Annotated in this window: 13 protein-coding genes and 2 tRNA genes; 9 read left to right on the top strand and 6 right to left on the bottom strand. The window is 35.1% G+C overall.

Translation table 11 applies throughout. The annotated features are described in order from the left end of the window. Positions 1-56: 56 nt before the first annotated feature. From WHC90_RS05335 to WHC90_RS05315, 5 genes are all read left to right on the top strand, one after another. Positions 57-129: transfer RNA gene (locus WHC90_RS05335), tRNA-Lys, on the top strand. A 136-nt stretch (positions 130-265) separates the two neighbouring features. Next, positions 266-347 (top strand) — tRNA-Tyr (locus WHC90_RS05330). A gap of 94 nt (positions 348-441) precedes the next feature. Beyond that, positions 442-2,838: a TonB-dependent receptor gene (locus tag WHC90_RS05325; RefSeq protein WP_188597454.1), complete on the top strand. Its 2,397-nt coding sequence runs from the start codon at positions 442-444 to the stop codon at positions 2,836-2,838. A gap of 9 nt (positions 2,839-2,847) precedes the next feature. Then, the gene (locus tag WHC90_RS05320; RefSeq protein ID WP_229664867.1) at positions 2,848-3,387 is read left to right on the top strand and encodes a CIA30 family protein; all 540 of its coding nucleotides are present in this window, start codon (positions 2,848-2,850) and stop codon (positions 3,385-3,387) included. Between the two features lie 63 nt (positions 3,388-3,450). Next, the gene (locus WHC90_RS05315; RefSeq protein ID WP_188597453.1) at positions 3,451-4,926 is read left to right on the top strand and encodes a DUF389 domain-containing protein; all 1,476 of its coding nucleotides are present in this window, start codon (positions 3,451-3,453) and stop codon (positions 4,924-4,926) included. 2 nt (positions 4,927-4,928) lie between these two features. Here the strand turns inward: WHC90_RS05315 and WHC90_RS05310 are convergent, their stop codons facing one another. The 3 genes from WHC90_RS05310 to WHC90_RS05300 are packed head-to-tail and all read right to left on the bottom strand — an operon-like array spanning position 4,929 to position 7,307. Next, entirely contained in the window at positions 4,929-6,005 is a 1,077-nt protein-coding gene (locus WHC90_RS05310; protein WP_188597452.1) for a mannose-1-phosphate guanylyltransferase, read from the bottom strand. Next, positions 5,995-6,582, bottom strand: coding sequence for a SprT-like domain-containing protein (locus WHC90_RS05305; protein ID WP_188597451.1), 588 nt, complete (start codon positions 6,580-6,582; stop codon positions 5,995-5,997). The genes WHC90_RS05310 and WHC90_RS05305 overlap by 11 nt, the downstream gene beginning before the upstream one ends. Positions 6,583-6,626: 44 nt before the next feature. After that, positions 6,627-7,307, bottom strand: coding sequence for an SDR family NAD(P)-dependent oxidoreductase (locus WHC90_RS05300; RefSeq protein WP_188597450.1), 681 nt, complete (start codon positions 7,305-7,307; stop codon positions 6,627-6,629). Positions 7,308-7,381: 74 nt separating this feature from the next. On the opposite strand from WHC90_RS05300, the gene WHC90_RS05295 reads away from it, so the two are divergent. Then, a complete protein-coding gene (locus tag WHC90_RS05295; RefSeq protein ID WP_188597449.1) occupies positions 7,382-8,674 on the top strand; it encodes a metal-dependent hydrolase family protein in 1,293 nt (430 codons plus the stop codon). Here the strand turns inward: WHC90_RS05295 and WHC90_RS05290 are convergent. Together WHC90_RS05290 and WHC90_RS05285 are read right to left on the bottom strand one after the other, a co-directional pair. Continuing rightward, positions 8,664-10,184: a hypothetical protein gene (locus WHC90_RS05290; protein WP_188597448.1), complete on the bottom strand. Its 1,521-nt coding sequence runs from the start codon at positions 10,182-10,184 to the stop codon at positions 8,664-8,666. The two genes, WHC90_RS05295 and WHC90_RS05290, sit on opposite strands and share 11 nt — an antisense overlap. A 43-nt stretch (positions 10,185-10,227) precedes the next feature. After that, complete coding sequence (locus tag WHC90_RS05285; RefSeq protein WP_188597447.1) at positions 10,228-11,268, bottom strand: glutaminyl-peptide cyclotransferase; 1,041 nt, start codon at positions 11,266-11,268, stop codon at positions 10,228-10,230. 174 nt (positions 11,269-11,442) lie between these two features. On the opposite strand from WHC90_RS05285, the gene WHC90_RS05280 reads away from it, so the two are divergent. The 3 genes from WHC90_RS05280 (at position 11,443) to WHC90_RS05270 (ending at position 14,058) form a co-directional block, all read left to right on the top strand. Beyond that, the gene (locus tag WHC90_RS05280; RefSeq protein ID WP_188597446.1) at positions 11,443-11,697 is read left to right on the top strand and encodes a type B 50S ribosomal protein L31; all 255 of its coding nucleotides are present in this window, start codon (positions 11,443-11,445) and stop codon (positions 11,695-11,697) included. Between the two features lie 167 nt (positions 11,698-11,864). Beyond that, a complete protein-coding gene (locus tag WHC90_RS05275) occupies positions 11,865-13,370 on the top strand; it encodes an FMN-binding glutamate synthase family protein (protein WP_188597445.1) in 1,506 nt (501 codons plus the stop codon). A gap of 10 nt (positions 13,371-13,380) precedes the next feature. Further along, positions 13,381-14,058, top strand: coding sequence for a class I SAM-dependent methyltransferase (locus WHC90_RS05270; RefSeq protein WP_229664866.1), 678 nt, complete (start codon positions 13,381-13,383; stop codon positions 14,056-14,058). A 115-nt stretch (positions 14,059-14,173) separates the two neighbouring features. On the opposite strand, the gene gcvP is transcribed toward WHC90_RS05270, so the two are convergent. Further along, entirely contained in the window at positions 14,174-17,017 is a 2,844-nt protein-coding gene (gene gcvP / locus WHC90_RS05265; protein WP_188597444.1) for an aminomethyl-transferring glycine dehydrogenase, read from the bottom strand. Positions 17,018-17,069: the final 52 nt, after the last annotated feature.

Raw genomic sequence — 17,069 nt, 5'->3', positions numbered from 1 at the left:
AGTTTGTTTTTAGAGATATTGCTTTTATATTTGCAGCCGCTAAGATTAAAGAAAATGACCTGGTAGCTCAGTTGGTAGAGCATCTCCCTTTTAAGGAGAGGGTCCTGGGTTCGAGCCCCAGCCCGGTCACTAATTTTTACTAAGTAATTTGTAAAATAAGACACAAAGGTTTGTAGGGCGAGAAGTTTATGCTGAGCATAGACGAAGTAAGCCCCAGCCCGGTCACAAAAGCTTCTCTAAAGAGAAGCTTTTTATTTGAAATTTTGGTGAGATACTCAAGTGGCCAACGAGGGCGGACTGTAAATCCGCTGCATTATGCTTCGAAGGTTCGAATCCTTCTCTCACCACAAGACTTAAAAAGCAGTTTACCATTGGTAAACTGCTTTTTTTATGCGTATATCTAATTTTTTGTTTAACTTTGTATTAAAATAATTAAACAAAATGAATACACGTATCTTATTTTTAGTTTTCTGTATGCTTTTTGGAACTCTTTTTTCACAAGGAGTGATCAAAGGAAAGGTTATTGATGCCAATACACGAGAGGGACTTCCTTTTGTTTCTGTCATTGTTCTAAATACTCAAATTGGAGCCACTACAGATGAGCGTGGAGAGTTTATTATTAGCAATACGCCATTGGGCTATCTAAAGTTGCAAGCATCTTTTATAGGCTATGAAACTGTAATTACTGAAGATTATTTAACCACCAAGGATAAAATTCCTTTTGTGAGTATTTCATTAAAAGAAACTTCGCAAAAACTAGATGAGGTTGTTATCGCAAATCCATTATTTAAAAAATCAATGCAAAGTCCCTTGTCTCTTCAGTCTTTAGGAATCGCAGAAATAGAGAAAAACCCTGGAGGTAACAGAGATGTTTTAAAAGTTATTCAATCCCTCCCTGGGGTTGCGTCAAATCCTGGATTTAGAAATGATATTATTATAAGAGGGGGAGCTACTTCAGAAAATGCCTTTTATTTAGATGGAATAGAGATTCCTGTTATCAACCACTTTCAGACTCAAGGAGCTACCGGTGGTCCTGTAGGGATTATCAATGCAGATTTGATCCGAAAAGTTGATTTTTATACCAGTGCTTTTCCATCAAATCGAGGGAACGCCTTAAGTTCTGTAATTTCATTTACTCAAAAAACTGGAAATCCAAACTCACTAAACACAAGAGTTACCTTAGGTACCTCTGACGCAGGGATCACCTTAGATGGTCCTTTGACCAGTTCAACCACCTTTATGGCCTCGTTTAGACAATCTTATTTACAGCTTTTGTTTAAGTTGATAAAACTACCTTTCTTACCTACCTATAATGATTTTCAAGTAAATGTAAAATCAACCTTTAGCGACAATAGCCAGTTGTCAATTATTATGGTTGGTGCTATTGATAACTTTAAGTTAAATGAAAGTGTAAATGATGGTGTAGTTGATGAAGAAACTATCAAAAGAAATAGGTATATATTAAGTAACATCCCCGTTCAAGAGCAATGGAATTATACGATCGGCGCAAATTATAAGATATTTGGTGATGGGTCTAATCAGCAATTTATTTTAAGCAGAAGTGCTTGGAATAATGATGCTATTAAGTATTTTAATAACACAGGTCAGGTAAATGATTTGTTGTTAAAATACGCATCAACAGAAGTTGAGAATAAGTTTAGGTATGAGAATAATAGAATTGTAAGTGGCTTTGATATTAATTTCGGTGCAGGACTTCAGCAGGCCACCTATACAAATAACACCTATAATAAAACAGCCAATTCACAGGGTGGCATAGTTCAAGACTTCTCTTCAGAATTAAGTATTGGAAAATATGCACTTTTTGGACAAGTGTCTAAAAAGTATTTGGATGAGAGAATGGGGGTTTCTTTTGGTTTTCGAATGGATGGAAATACCTACAACAGTCAGATGAAAAACCTTTTTAATCAATTCTCACCAAGAGTTGCTGTAAGTTATGCTTTGACAAATAAATGGTCGTTAAATACGTCTTTAGGGAGGTATTATCAATTGCCTTCTTATACCAGTCTTGGATACAGAGATATAGCGAACACATTGGTAAATCAAGAGCAATTAACATATATCCAAGCAGATCACTTTGTCTCTGGAATCGAGTTTAAGCCCGATGCTAGTACAAAAATAACCTTAGAAGGTTTTTACAAGAAATATGGTTCATATCCTTTTTCTGTCAGAAATCAGATTAGTCTAGCAAATCTAGGAGATGATTTTGGGGTTATCGGAAGTGAGGAGGTTACTTCTACATCAAAAGGAAATGCTTATGGTTTTGAGGTTTTTGCACAAAAAAAATCAACCAGTGGGTTGTATGGAATTTTCTCGTATACCTTTGTAAGAAGTGAGTTTCAAGATCAACAGAATAACTATGTTCCTTCTAATTGGGATAATAAGCATTTGTTAACCCTTACGGCAGGGAAAAAATTTAATAAAGATTGGGAGCTTGGCACAAAATTTAGATTGGTTGGAGGTAAACCTTATACCCCTTATGACCTTAACGCATCCTCGCTGATCTCTAATTATGATTTAACTAATAGAGGTATTTTAGATTATAGTCGTTTAAATACTGAGCGCTTTGATACTTATACGCAGTTGGATGTCCGTATCGATAAAACTTGGTATTGGAAGCGGTTTTCTTTAAATTTTTACATCGATGTTCAGAATGTATTGGCTAGTAAAACTACGACACAATCATTTTTGTTACCAAGTTTAGATGCCAACGGAAACAAATTAACCGATCCAAATGATGCCAACAGGTACCTGTTAGAAGATATTGAGAATTCTAGTGGAAACGTATTGCCTGGTTTTGGTTTTATTGTTGATTTTTAAAGAAATACAATGAAAACAATTTTTTATAAAGCCACATTTTTAATTTTTATGTTTATGGGAGACGCTGTAATATTTGAGTTTAATGCAAAGAGCAGTATTGAAAAATGGACCCTTTTGGATGATGTGGTGATGGGAGGTAAGTCAGGCGGTGATTTTTTCTTAAGCAAGGAAGGGTTTGGTGTATTTGCGGGGACAGTTTCTCTTGAAAACAACGGAGGATTTTCATCGGTTAGATATCCGTATACTAAAACTGATTTATCTCAATATACAAAGATTGTGATCAGGCTTCGCGGTGATAAAAAGAACTACCAATTTAGAGTAAAATCAAAACGTTCTGATTATTATTCATATACACATACTTTTAGTACAAATGGAGATTGGCAGACTATTGAAATTCCGTTTTCAGCTTTGAATCCAGCTTTTAGAGGAAGAAGTTTGCAGATGCCAAGTTACCCTGCACAGAGTATAGAAGAAATCGCTTTTTTAATAGGGAATAAAAAAAATGAACGCTTTCAATTAGAGATTGCTAAAATCACATTAAGTAATTAATCATTATAAAAAGATATTGTTCTTTTTTGTATCTTTCCAATACCAATTTAACAGATTTAATCTATGACCCAAGATCAGAAAGATGACCTTCAACAAGATGTCGAAGTAGAAAAAACCAAAGAAGACATTAAAAAGGACGCAAAAGGTCTTTTTAAAGGTGTAAAGAAATTTTTGGTTGAGCTCTTAGATTTTAGACAAGACACAGATCATCAGGCAACCATAGAGGCTATCAAGGTCGATATTCCTTTTAAAGGAGCTACAGCATGGATTTTAATCTTTGCGGTATTTGTGGCATCTATTGGTTTAAATGCAAACTCTACAGCAGTGGTTATTGGAGCCATGTTAATCTCTCCTCTTATGGGGCCTATTTTAGGGATTGGTATGTCTATTGCCATTAATGATATAGATACCTTAAAGAAGTCTTTAATCAATTTAGCAACCATGATTGTGTTAAGTTTGATTACTGCCTTTTTGTTTTTTTATATTTTTCCTTTAAGCGAAGATAATTCTGAGCTACTAGGGAGGGTTCGTCCAGATATTCGAGATGTACTAATCGCCTTTTTTGGTGGATTGGCTTTAATGGTAGCACGTACTAAAAAAGGAACCGTTGCTTCTGTTATTTTTGGTGTGGCCATCGCCACAGCATTGATGCCGCCTTTATGTACAGCTGGGTACGGATTGGCACAAGGAAATATGAGTTATTTTTTAGGCGCCATGTATTTGTTTACCATCAATACTATTTTTATTGCATTGGCAACTTTTTTGGTATTAAAGTTATTGCGCTTTCCAATGCTCAAATACATCAATTCTGCAAAGAGAAAACGTACTGCTCAGCTAGCTTCAGCCTTGGCAATTGTAGTGATGATTCCTGCAATTTTCACTTTTGTTTCTGTTTATAAAGAAAACACGATCAACAATCAAATGAATGCGTTTATCAAAAACGAAGTAAAAAGCAATTCATCCCTTCAATTAATCGGAGAGCCTGATATTGAGGATAAAAAAATTAAACTGAGCTTTTTTAATGAGGTAGATGAGGCTACTCAAAACGCCTTAAACAATCAGTTAGCTAATAATGAAAAATACAACGCTCTTAAAGAGTATAAAGTTGCTGTAAAAGGCAGCGATACAAAGAGTTTTGAATTGATCACCACTGCCTACCAAGAGAAGCGCCAAGAGTTGGCAGACAGTAAAAAAATAATAGAAGGTCTTCGAACAGAAGTTGATGAATTAAAAAACACTATAACATTTTTAAATGAAAGTATAGAGCAAAAATCTGCTCTTAATAATGAAAAAGCCATTGCGTTTAGTCGTATCGCTAGGGATGCTAAAATTCGATATTTTAGTCTAGAAAAGCTTGGTTTTGCAAACTTGCTTTCATCCTCAGATTTTATAAAGATAGATACCATTCCTCTAGTTATTGTTAAGTGGAATACGTCTTTAAATGACAGTATTAAAACTCAAAAAGAACTTGAGCTTTCTAATTGGATGAAAGATGAGATGCAGTTAAAAGAGTTGATTATAAAAAGAGAAGATAACTAAATTTAAGATTCAACCTTTCCAAACTTTTCGTTTAATTCTTTTGTGATTTCTTTAATGTGTTGCTCAGAAGCTAGTGGGCAAATTAAAAGGGTGTCATCTTTTTCTACGACAATATAATTGTCAAGCCCTTCAATTACCACGCGTTTTCCCGATTGGGTTTTGAGTAGGTTGCCATTTGCGTTTCTAAAAATAGCTTTGGCATCAACAACAGCGTTGTCATTGTTGTCTTTTGTAAGTTTTTTATGTAAAGAACCCCAAGTTCCCAGGTCGCTCCATCCAAAATCAACGGGTAGAACCAACACGTTATTTGCGCGTTCTAAAATCCCAAAATCAATAGAAATATTTTCTGCATTTTGGTACTCTTTTTCAATAAACTCTTTTTCTAAAGGAGTGTTCCAAACAGGTGTTTCTAGATTGAAAAGGCGCATCATATCTGGCAAGTGTTGCTCAAAAGCTTTCAGTATGCTTTTAGCCGACCAAACAAAGATTCCGGCATTCCACAAAAAATCACCGCTAGCTAAAAAAGACTCAGCAGTTTGTAGGTTGGGTTTTTCTCTAAATTGTTTTACTTTTTTAATTTCTGAAGCACTTTTTTCAAATTGAATATATCCATAACCTGTATTTGGGTTGTCTGGTTTAATCCCCAGCGTCATTAAAATATCACTCTTTGCACAAGCCTCCATTGAGGTCTCTATATTTTGAATGAATTTTTTTTCATCATCAATCCAATGGTCAGAAGGTGCTATCAATAAAACAGCATCTTTGTTTTGTTCGTATATTTTTAAAGCAGCATACAAAATACAAGGAGCTGTATTTCTCATTACAGGCTCTAATAATAGTTGCTCGTTGCTAATTTTTGGAAGCTGTTGTTGTACCAATGCTTTATAGCGATCATTGGTTGAGATAAAGATATTATTAGAGCTAACAAGTGTGTTTATTCTATTAAATGTTCGTTGGATTAGAGATTCTCCAGTATCCAATATATCGTGAAATTGCTTTGGGTTTTTCTCGGTGCTAACAGGCCAAAATCGAGATCCAATTCCTCCTGCCATAATCACTGCGTAATAATTATTCTTCATATACTTCTACATTCTGATTGAATAAATAGACCTTGTTGTTGGCTGTATTTAAACATTCAATTCTTGTTCTTCTTAAGTTTCCTCGTTTGTAAGTTACATCTTTAAATCGAAATAAGCTACCCCTAGGAACTTCAAAGATAAAACTCTTTCCGGTTTCTTTGCTAAATTCTTTAAAAGCTAAGGATAATTTAACGTCCGCATCTGTACTTGCTTTTGGGCTTTTTAAATAATTTGCTAGCAAAGGCAATATGTGTTTTGGATATATTTCTGGGTGTACAAAAGGGAGCATTAAGTGCTGAAAAACAGTTTTCCACTCTTTCCCGTGTGCTTGTACATGCCCAAATTTTTGATAGGTTACATGATGGGCAATCTCATGAATCAGAGTTAATAAAAATTGATATTTATTTAGGTTGTTGTTAACGGTAATCTGAAACTGTCCATTGGGAAGTTTTCTAAAATCACCGTGTTTGCTTTGTCTTTGGTCGACTATTTTTAAGGTAAAATGATGCTCTTCTATTAAAAACTGTACAAAGGGAATTGCTTTTTCGGGTATGTAGTTTGCATAATTTTTTTTCATTGTCTAATAAGCCTGTGCAAAGATAAAAAAAGTACCGCCCGTTTTTATGGATTAGTACTAGAAACTGGCAAAATCTTTCCGTTGTAAAAACGGTGACCATTTAAAGAAAAGTCTGCGATATATGCTGCCATTTCTATAGGAGATACGGGTGCCTGATAACCTGGGAAAGCCTCTTCTAGCATTTCTGTTTGTACTGAGCCTAGTGCCAATACGTTAAAAGAGATACCTTCTTCTTTGTATTCCTCAGCTAGGAGTTCTGAAAGTGTAATTACCGCCCCTTTTGAAGAACTATAGGCTGCAAGTCCAGGGAATTTTAAACTTCCTTGAACACCTCCCATACTGCTTATCGTAACAACATGACTACCTCTTTTTAAAAAAGGAAGCATTTTTTGAGTCAATGCAGCAACCGCAAATACGTTTACTTTATAGACTTCAGTAAAATCAGAAACACTGAGCTCTGCAAATGGTTTATTAATTAATTTACCAGCATTGTTAATCAGTATATCCACATGATCCCAATTAGTGCTTACAAAGTTAACAACAGTATCTAATTGCTTTTCATCAGATAGATCAGTTGCTAAGACAGTTATGTTTGGGTGCGCTACGGCATTTAAAGTACTAGCGTCTCTTGAAAGTGCTAAAACTCTATGATTGGCTTCGGCAAAATAGTTGGCTAAGGCAAATCCAATTCCTCTGCTAGTTCCTGTGATGATGATATTTTTCATGATTAAAATCGAACAAATTTAGGGGGCAATCTACTCATTTTTTAATACATTTATAAAATACTAAAACACAAATCATGAAAAAATACTTCCTTTTTATTGCGCTGCTATTTTCTATGAGCAGCTTGATGGCTCAAAAAACCTATGTTTTATGTGGCAAATTATTGGATGTGAAGTCAGGAGCACTATTAGAGAAGAAAACCTTAGTTGTAGAAGGCGATAAAATTATTAAAGTTTTTGATGGATATGTGCAGCCTAAGGACAGAACTTCAAAAGTGTACAATTTAAAAAATCAGGTAGTCATGCCAGGTTTGATTGATATGCATGTTCATATAGAAAATGAATTTAATGCAAATACCAGATTAAACGGTTATATTTTAAATGAAGCAGATATTGCATTTAATGCCAGCGTTTTTGCTAAGATCACTTTAGAAGCAGGTTTTACTACGGTTAGAGATCTAGGAGGTTCTGGTGTCAATGTTTCTGTTAAGAAAGCTATCAATGAAGGTAAGATTATAGGACCAAGAGTATTTACCGCTGAGAAATCTTTAGCAACTACTGGGGGTCATGCAGATCCTACTAATGGGAGTCGAAGAAGTCTTATAGGAGATCCAGGGCCTAAAGAAGGGGTGGTAAATAGTGTCGCTGACGCAAGAAAAGCCGTACGTCAACGCTATAAAAATGGTGCAGATTGGATTAAAATCACTGCTACTGGAGGAGTGCTTAGTGTGGCTAAAAGTGGAGACAATCCTCAATTTACCATAGAAGAAATAAAAGCAATTTGCCAGACAGCTAAAGATTATGGAATGTTTGTAGCTGCTCATGCACATGGAGATGAAGGAATGCAAAGAGCTATTATAGGTGGGGTTAAAACCATTGAGCATGGAACTTATATGAGTGATGCAACTATGGATTTGATGATACAACACAATGCCTATTTGGTACCTACCATCACAGCGGGTAAAGAGGTTGAGGAGAAAGCTAAAATAAAAGGTTTCTACCCAGATATTGTTGTCCCAAAAGCGTTGGCTGTTGGGCCTCAAATTCAGGGAACTTTTGCAAGAGCCTATAAAAAAGGAGTTGGAATTGCTTTTGGTACTGATGCAGGTGTGTTTAAACACGGAGCAAATGGAAAGGAGTTTGCATATATGGTAGAGGTAGGAATGCCTGCTATAGATGCAATTAGATCGGCCACCTTAACCAATGCAATGCTTTTGCAAATGGAAAATAAAATAGGGCAACTTAAGGAAGGTTTTTTGGCAGATATTATCGCTGTAGATGACAATCCCTTAACCAACATAAAGACCATGGAAAACGTTGTGTTTGTGATGAAGGCAGGAAAAGTGTATAAAAAGCAACTTAGTCATTAAGCCAGGTTCCGTGCTGGTATGCACCCATGTCTGGTGAGCTAGTTCTATCTTTTCCTAACAAATCTAAAGGAATGCTTTGGGCAGCATTTAAAGCAGCTTTGCCAACTCCGCTATTGTCAGATCCAATAAAAAAGTCGTTTAAAAAAGGGTTTTTAAAATTAGGTGTACCGTTTAGAATGTTGTTTTGGTAGTGGTTTTGATCTTCAAAATCTAACTCAGCGATAGCTGTAAAATTGTTGTTTACATCATTAAAGCGCAGCATGCTGTTTTTTACACTATAGTTAAATTGACTGCCGTCAGCCTTGTCAAAAATTAATTCAATATTGTTGTTTCCATCGATAATGCAATTTATAAAGTCAGCGGTTACTAGATCTCTAGTCTCTGTAATTTCTTGATTATTACTGTTGGTGTAGTTAAAATAATTAGTAACCAAAACAGCAGGATCATCTCTAAAGCTACCTGTCCAATAATTGGCAAAAGTACAGTGTGTAAAATGATATTTACCGCCGATGGTTGCCGCCAAAGAAATTTGACCAGTGTTTCCTATTACTAAGTTTTCCCCTTTGATATGTGTTTCTCTCCCTAAGATTCCAAAACTAGATTGATTGTAAATTTGAGAATTTTTAATGCTTAGGGTTGGCAGTGTTGGGCTGCCAATAGAGTCAACAAGAATGCCGATGGTTCCGTTTTTTATAGTAGTATAATCTATTTGGTTGTCTGTACTTCCGGCACGAAGCCAGATAGCTCCCCATTGGCCAGGTACCTCACTAAAATTAGGTTCTAATCTATCACCTTCTATAATCACTGGTTCTGTGAGTGTTCCGTTTATTTTAAGACTCGCTTTTGAGTCTACAATCAGACCAGAGTTTTGATGAAAATGAATCTTTGCTCCCGCATCAATTTGTAAGGTTTTGTTTTTAGGAACACCAATATAACCATACACAACATAAGGCTTTTGATTGGTGAAAATCAATTCAGAATCGTTTAGAAATCGACCTTGTGAAAATTTGTTTCCTCCGATCACTAAAGAATCAATTTCTAAAGTGTTTGCGTTTCTGCCAGGATATAAAAAAGTAGCGTCTTGTACCAAGGTAACCAAGGTAACTTCTTGTGCATTGACACCGGTGTCAAATACAATTTTATCGGTATAGAGTGGGTTGGTAATATTTGAGGCGTCAACAGTAGTTTCTATAAAAACATAGAGGCTGTCATTGGCTAAAATATCGATATCTTGAAACTGTTTGCCAGGGATTCCATCAACATTTAAACGATAATTAGAACTCGTGCCGTTGGCTAATTCAATAGAAGGGATGCTAATTGCTTTTGAACTTTTGTTGTACACTTTTAGATTGTAAGTGCTAGATCCAATCGTGCTAAAGACAGTATCAAGATAGACCGTATCTTTAGAAAAATGCAAACTGCCAAAGTTTGGAATGGTTTCAAAATCTTTTCGACAAGAACTCATCGCTATTAATAAAATCAATGCAATAAAAGAAAATGTATACCTCATAGTCTTTGATTCGTAGCTTTTCTGATTTAAAACAAACGAGTGTCTATTTTTTAACCAGCTTTATCTCGTACAATTTGCCCCATAATTTTCCAGTTACAAAAATACGGTTGTTCTCTTGGTCATAGGCAATCCCGTTTAGCACTGCATCGCCATCAGTAATTTTTTCTTCTTTAATAATTTGCTCTTGTAAACCGGCTAAGTTGGCAATACCTTCTACCACACCATTATCTGGGTTAATGATTGCTATTAGGGGTTCTTTCCAATAATTGGCATAGATTTTTCCATTGATGTATTCTAGCTCATTTAAATCTTTGATTCCGTTTTTATCGGTATAGATGTTAATAGAGCGTTTTTCTTCTTTAGTCTCTGGATCTAAAAACCAAAGTTTTGAACTTCCGTCAGATTTTATCAATTCTGTTCCATTGTGAGTCATTCCCCAGCCTTGTCTGCTGTTTCCATAAGAGAATTGCCCTTCTTTTTCAAAGGTGTCTAAGTTGTACACAAAACCCATTTTAGACTCCCAGGTTAAAAAATAAATTTTATTGTTAAAAATGGTCATTCCTTCTCCAAAATAACGATCATCTATATCAACTTTTTGTAAAACCTTACCTGTTTTTAATTCTGTTTTTCTGATAGATGAGGTGCCTCTTCTTCCTGTACTTTCATAGATAAAACCATTGTGATATTCCAAACCTTGCGTAAAGGCTGTTTTATCATGAGGATAAGTATTGACAATTTCATAGGTGTAAATATCATAAGGCTTGTCTGCTAAAACCTCTATAGAATTGTTTACTTTTTTTGTTTTTTCAGGATAAAAAACCAAAGCACTAACTACATGTTTACCAACTCCTAAGGTCTTTGTATCAATGTTTGCTGTGTTGTTTGTTGATGGGATTTTTCTTCCGTTTACATAAAATTGAACAGAATCTATTGGCTTTCCAGATTTTTCAGTTAGGCTTGCTGTTGCTTTTTGATTTAGGACTACCTTAGCTGTAGTTGTTAAGGTAAAATTATATCGATTACTACAAGCTGTTAAAAAAAGTAAAACGAAAGCGTAAGAAAGAATAGTTTTGTATGAATGCATTATCAATTATTTTTACACAAATAAAACGATTTATTTGTTTGTATATTCAAAAATATCGTTAAATTTGCAGCCTCAAATGGCTAAATATTAGTTGTTGAGTATATTAAGAGTCAGAATTTACCAAGCTAACTCTTTGACAAATTTAGGAAATAAAAGTATTAAAAGCATATTAAGATGAAAAAAGGGATACATCCAGAAAATTATAGAATGGTAGCATTTAAAGACATGTCTAACGGCGATGTTTTTTTAACACGTTCTACAGCAAACACAAAAGAAACTTTAGATGTTGATGGAGTAGATTACCCATTAATCAAATTGGAGATTTCTAGAACTTCTCACCCATTTTACACTGGTAAATCAAAACTTATTGATGCAGCTGGTCGTATTGACAAGTTCAAAAACAAATACGCAAAATTCAAAAAGGACTAACTTTAGAATTTTAAGAAATAAAAAAGCCTCGTTAATTCGAGGCTTTTTTTTGTTTAATAAACTATTTTTCAAGTATCATGCTCTCAAATTTTTAGAGCAATTCTAAATAATATCAAGCACTTAAAATTGTATTTTTGATCTACTCATCAGACTCAAATTTTATATTTATGAGAAATACAATTTTAGCAGTTCTATTTAGTGCAACATTGTTGTCAGCCATCTTGGTTTATTTTATTCCGCAAATCGGAACCATTATTTTATTGTCAATTTGCGTTCTTTTATTGCTTATTGGTGTTAAAGATAGTTTGCAAACAAGACATTCATTGTTAAGGGCTTTTCCTTTAGTAGCTCGTTTGCGTTGGCTTTTTGAAGAAGAAAGAGATAAAATTCAACAGTATTTTATAGAGGACAATTTAAATGGAACTCCTATCAGTAGAGAGAAGAGAAGCTTGGTGTATCAGCGTTCAAAATTGCAGAAGGATACCATTCCTTTTGGTACTCAACACAATGTCTATGCTAAAGGCTATGAGTTTGTTAAACACTCTCTGTTTCCAAAAGATCATCGTCAAATACAAGGAGAGCGTGTGCTTTTTGGGTCAGATAAATGTACCCAAAAATACGAAGGGTCTCTGATCAATATTTCTGCAATGTCCTTTGGATCACTAAGTAAAAATGCTATTATGGCTCTAAATCAAGGGGCCAAACTAGGTAATTTTGCTCACAATACAGGAGAAGGAGGGATATCTTCATATCATTTGCAGGGAGGAGATTTAATTTTTCAGGTAGGAACAGGATATTTTGGAGCTGGTAAGTCGGTAGATGGCAAACGCGTATTTGATGCAGATATTTTTAAAGAAAATGCAATTCGTCCAGAAGTTAAAATGATAGAGATAAAGTTTTCACAAGGGGCGAAACCAGGTCATGGTGGTATTTTACCTGCTAAAAAAAACACCGAAGAAATTGCAAAAATACGTTCTGTAGAACCCTTTACTCAAGTAGATTCACCTCCAGGACATTCTGCATTCTCTAATTATAATGAGCTCATTGGGTTTATTCAGGAACTAAGAGAGTTGTCTGAAGGCAAACCAATAGGAATAAAGTTTTGTGTTGGAGATAATGACGAAATTGAAGACATGTTTAAAGCTTTTTCTGAGGCTAAAAATTATCCAGATTTTATCACGGTAGATGGTGGAGAAGGAGGTACTGGTTCTGCACCAATGGAGTTTACCAATTATATAGGAACCCCTTTAATAGAAGGCTTAACCTTTGTAAATAAATTGCGTGAGAAATACAACTTAAAAAACCAAGTTAAAATTATTGCAAGTGGTAAGGCTGTGGATGCTTTTGATATTGTAAAATTATTGGCCTTAGGCGCAGATACAATCAATATGGCTCGTAGTTTTATGCTAAGCTTAGGCTGTATACAAGCTAGAGAATGCAATTTAGATACTTGTCCTGTTGGGGTGGCAACTCAAGATCCAGACTTGGTAAAAGCCTTAGTGGTACAAAAGAAGAACATTCGCGTTAAAAACTATCATGAGAAAACGATTCTCTCTTTAAAAGATGTTGTTGCTGCGATGGGAGTTTCATCATTTGAAGAACTAAATGCAAGTCAAGTTTTTAGAAGAACTAAAAATGAAAAAATTGTTAGTCTAGAAGAGGTTTACTATTAGGTTGTCATTTGTGAAGCATCAAAAAGAGAAAAATTTATTATTAAAAAAGCCTTGGCCAACAAAAGATGCTATGCAGCAAATTTATGAGCTGAAACTTTGGGGAGATAATGGCACTGATTTTTATTCTGGAGCAGGATCTCATCAACCAGAAATTGTAAACCCATATCTAGAAGCTGTTAAATGTTTTTTAACAGCTTTTAAAAATCCACTTGTAGTTTGTGATTTAGGTTGTGGTGATTTTAATATTGGAAAGCAACTTGTAAAACACACTCAAAAGTATATTGCAGTAGATATTGTTCCTAGTTTAATAAAGCAGCATAAAGAAAAATATCGAATAGAAAATTTAGAATTTTGTTGTTTAGATATTGCAAAAGATAAGTTGCCTAAAGGAGATTGTGCTTTAATAAGGCAAGTTTTACAACATCTTTCTAATAAAGAAGTGCAAAATATTCTTACTAAACTTACTGATTATAAATACATTATTTTAACAGAGCATTTGCCAAAAGGAAATTTTGTCCCCAATAAAGATATTGTCTCTGGTCAAGGAATTAGACTAAAAAAACAAAGTGGGTTAAACTTATTAGCTTCTCCTTTTAATTTAAAAATTAAGGAAGAAAAAGAGTTAGTGTCTTATCAATTAAAAGAAGCAAAAGGTAGTATTGTAACCACACTTTATACAATGTATTAAACATTTTTCATTTAGATTTGATTCTAATAGCACAGCCAACCTAATAAAAAAAAACCGCTTTTGTGCTAAAAAAAAGCATAAAAGCGGTTTAAAATTTATAAAAAAACTACCTGTTTTACATATAATCTTCAATTGGGTTACAAGAACAAATTAAGTTTCTGTCTCCAAAGGCATCATCTACTCTTCTAACTGTAGGCCAAAATTTGTTTTCGGCAATATAGTCTAAAGGAAAAGCAGCTTGCTTCCTGCTGTATGGAAGTTCCCAAGTGTCTGCAGTTAATAATTCTTGTGTGTGCGGAGCATTTTTTAAAGGGTTGTTGCTGTCTTCTTTAGTTGCTACTTCTATTTCTTTTCTGATGGCAATCATAGCATCACAAAAACGATCGAGCTCTGCTTGACTTTCAGATTCAGTTGGCTCTACCATTAAGGTACCGCCTACAGGGAAAGAAACAGTTGGTGCGTGAAAACCGTAATCCATTAATCGCTTAGCGATGTCTACAACTTCAATCCCATTGCTTTTAAAATCTCTACAGTCTAAGATCATCTCATGTGCTGCACGATTCATCTCGCCGGTGTATAAAGTTTTGTAGTGACCACTTAAACGCTCTTTGATATAATTGGCGTTTAAAATAGCGTTTTTAGTTGCATCTGTTAAGCCTTTTGCACCAAGCATGGTAATATAACCATAAGAGATTAGACAAACCAAAGCAGATCCCCAAGGAGCTGCAGAAACGGCTGTGATTGCATTGTCACCTCCAGTAGCAATTACTGGGTTTCCAGGTAAAAAAGGAACTAGCTGAGGCGCTACACAAATTGGTCCAACTCCTGGTCCACCACCTCCATGAGGAATGGCAAAAGTTTTGTGCAAGTTTAGGTGACAAACATCAGCGCCAATGGTTGCAGGATTTGTCAATCCAACTTGAGCGTTCATATTTGCGCCATCCATATATACCTGTCCTCCATTTTCATGGATAATTTTGGTAATTTCTTTAATTGCACTTTCGTATACACCATGGGTAGACGGGTAGGTTACCATCAAAGCAGAAAGGTTGTCCTTATGTGCAATGGCTTTTGCACGTAAATCTTCTACGTCAATATTTCCTTTGTCATCTGTTTTTGTTACCACTACTGTCATACCAGCCATCACTGCAGAAGCAGGGTTGGTACCGTGAGCAGATGCAGGGATCAAGCAGATATTTCTATGAGCATCTCCATTGTGTTCATGATAAGCTCTAATGGTCATTAAACCAGCAAACTCTCCTTGAGCACCAGAGTTAGGCTGAAGTGAAGTTCCAGAGAATCCAGTAATGATATTTAATTGATGCTCTAATCTCTTTAATACTTCTTGGTATCCTTGCGCCTGATCTAATGGAACAAATGGGTGAATATTCCCCCAGTTAGGATAGCTTAAAGGAAGCATTTCTGAAGCTGCATTTAGCTTCATTGTACAAGAACCTAAAGAGATCATTGAGTGATTTAAAGCCAAATCTTTACGTTCTAGTTTTTTAATATAACGCATCATATCAGTTTCAGACTGATAAGTATTGAATACCTCATGGTCTAGGAAAGAGGTGTTTCTCTCACAGTTTTTTATGATGGCATTGCCATTTTTAATTTGAGCAATGGTTGTGCTTGGTAAATTTAAAGCTTCTGTAAAAACCGCTACAATGGCATTCAATTCTTTTAACCCAACAGTTTCATTGATAGAAATAGAAAGGTTGTTTGCATCGATATAATTAAAATTGATTTGATTAGCCTCTGCAATTTCTTTTATTTTTTGAGCTGGTGCTTTAACAGAAATTGTATCAAAATAAGAAGCGTTTGTTTGCTCGATTCCTAATTTTTCTAAGGTATTTGCTAAGGAAACCGTTGCATCATGTACGCGGTCTGCGATGTATTGAAGACCATCTTTACCATGGTATACAGCATACATTCCTGCCATTACAGCTAGCAATACCTGAGCTGTACAAATGTTTGATGTTGCTTTTTCTCTTTTAATGTGTTGTTCGCGGGTTTGCAATGCCATACGCAAAGCTCTATCACCGTTAATATCTTTAGTAATTCCAATAATTCTACCAGGAATACTTCTTTTGTAAGCTTCCTTGGTTGCGAAGAACCCTGCATGAGGCCCTCCGTAACCTAAAGGAATTCCAAAACGTTGCGTAGTTCCAACAACAACAGCTGCACCAAATTCTGCAGGAGCTTTTAATTTTACCAACGATAAAATATCAGCAGCCACAGCTACTTTAATGTTGTTTTCTGATGCTTTTGCTACAAAATCAGTATAATCTATTACAAGACCATGCTTGCCTGGATACTGAACAATAGCTCCAAAGTATGTTGTAGAAAAATCAAAATCTTCATGGTTTCCTACAACCAACTCAATGCCGATTGGAGTAGCTCTGGTTTTTAAAATTGATAATGTTTGAGGTAATATTTCTTCAGAAACAAAGAATTTATTTACCTTGTTTTTCTTTTGATCTCTTTCTCTAAGGTCAAACAACAAGGCCATGGCTTCTGCTGCAGCAGTTCCTTCATCTAATAAAGAAGCATTGGCTAATTCCATGCCTGTTAAATCACAAATCATTGTTTGAAAATTTAACAAAGCTTCTAATCTACCCTGAGCGATTTCTGCTTGATAAGGAGTATAGGCAGTATACCATCCCGGGTTTTCTAAAATGTTTCTTTGAATAACGCTAGGGATAATCGCTTCGTGATAGCCCAAGCCGATATAACTTTTATAGACCTTATTTTTAGCGGCCAATTCTTGAATATGACTTAGGTATTCATATTCACTCATTGCTGGCGCTAGATCCAATTCTTTTTCTAAACGAATATGATCAGGAACAGTTTCATCAATCAGTTGATCTAATGAGTTAACTCCAATGGTTGATAACATGGCAGCCTGCTCTTTTGAGTCTGGACCAATGTGTCTACGTTGAAACGAATTTGTATTCATTTTTTGTGTTGTTTGTGTTTGTATTTTGAGAAGAATTCTTAAAAATTATCCT

Origin of the sequence: Polaribacter pacificus (assembly GCF_038024035.1) — a bacterium.
Lineage (GTDB): Bacteria > Bacteroidota > Bacteroidia > Flavobacteriales > Flavobacteriaceae > Polaribacter > Polaribacter pacificus.
Note: the sequence above shows the minus strand (reverse complement) of the source record. Positions and strands in the feature narration are given on the sequence as shown.

Bases quoted from the DNA above. Each gene is read 5' to 3' on its own strand.
- WHC90_RS05300 (WP_188597450.1), bottom strand. From the start codon at position 7,307: ATGAAAAATATCATCATCACAGGAACTAGCAGAGGAATTGGATTTGCC.
- WHC90_RS05295 (WP_188597449.1), top strand. From the start codon at position 7,382: ATGAAAAAATACTTCCTTTTTATTGCGCTGCTATTTTCTATGAGCAGC.
- WHC90_RS05305 (WP_188597451.1), bottom strand. From the start codon at position 6,582: ATGAAAAAAAATTATGCAAACTACATACCCGAAAAAGCAATTCCCTTT.
- WHC90_RS05320 (WP_229664867.1), top strand. From the start codon at position 2,848: ATGAAAACAATTTTTTATAAAGCCACATTTTTAATTTTTATGTTTATG.
- gcvP (WP_188597444.1), bottom strand. From the start codon at position 17,017: ATGAATACAAATTCGTTTCAACGTAGACACATTGGTCCAGACTCAAAA.
- WHC90_RS05290 (WP_188597448.1), bottom strand. From the start codon at position 10,184: ATGAGGTATACATTTTCTTTTATTGCATTGATTTTATTAATAGCGATG.
- WHC90_RS05315 (WP_188597453.1), top strand. From the start codon at position 3,451: ATGACCCAAGATCAGAAAGATGACCTTCAACAAGATGTCGAAGTAGAA.
- WHC90_RS05285 (WP_188597447.1), bottom strand. From the start codon at position 11,268: ATGCATTCATACAAAACTATTCTTTCTTACGCTTTCGTTTTACTTTTT.
- WHC90_RS05280 (WP_188597446.1), top strand. From the start codon at position 11,443: ATGAAAAAAGGGATACATCCAGAAAATTATAGAATGGTAGCATTTAAA.
- WHC90_RS05275 (WP_188597445.1), top strand. From the start codon at position 11,865: ATGAGAAATACAATTTTAGCAGTTCTATTTAGTGCAACATTGTTGTCA.
- WHC90_RS05325 (WP_188597454.1), top strand. From the start codon at position 442: ATGAATACACGTATCTTATTTTTAGTTTTCTGTATGCTTTTTGGAACT.
- WHC90_RS05310 (WP_188597452.1), bottom strand. From the start codon at position 6,005: ATGAAGAATAATTATTACGCAGTGATTATGGCAGGAGGAATTGGATCT.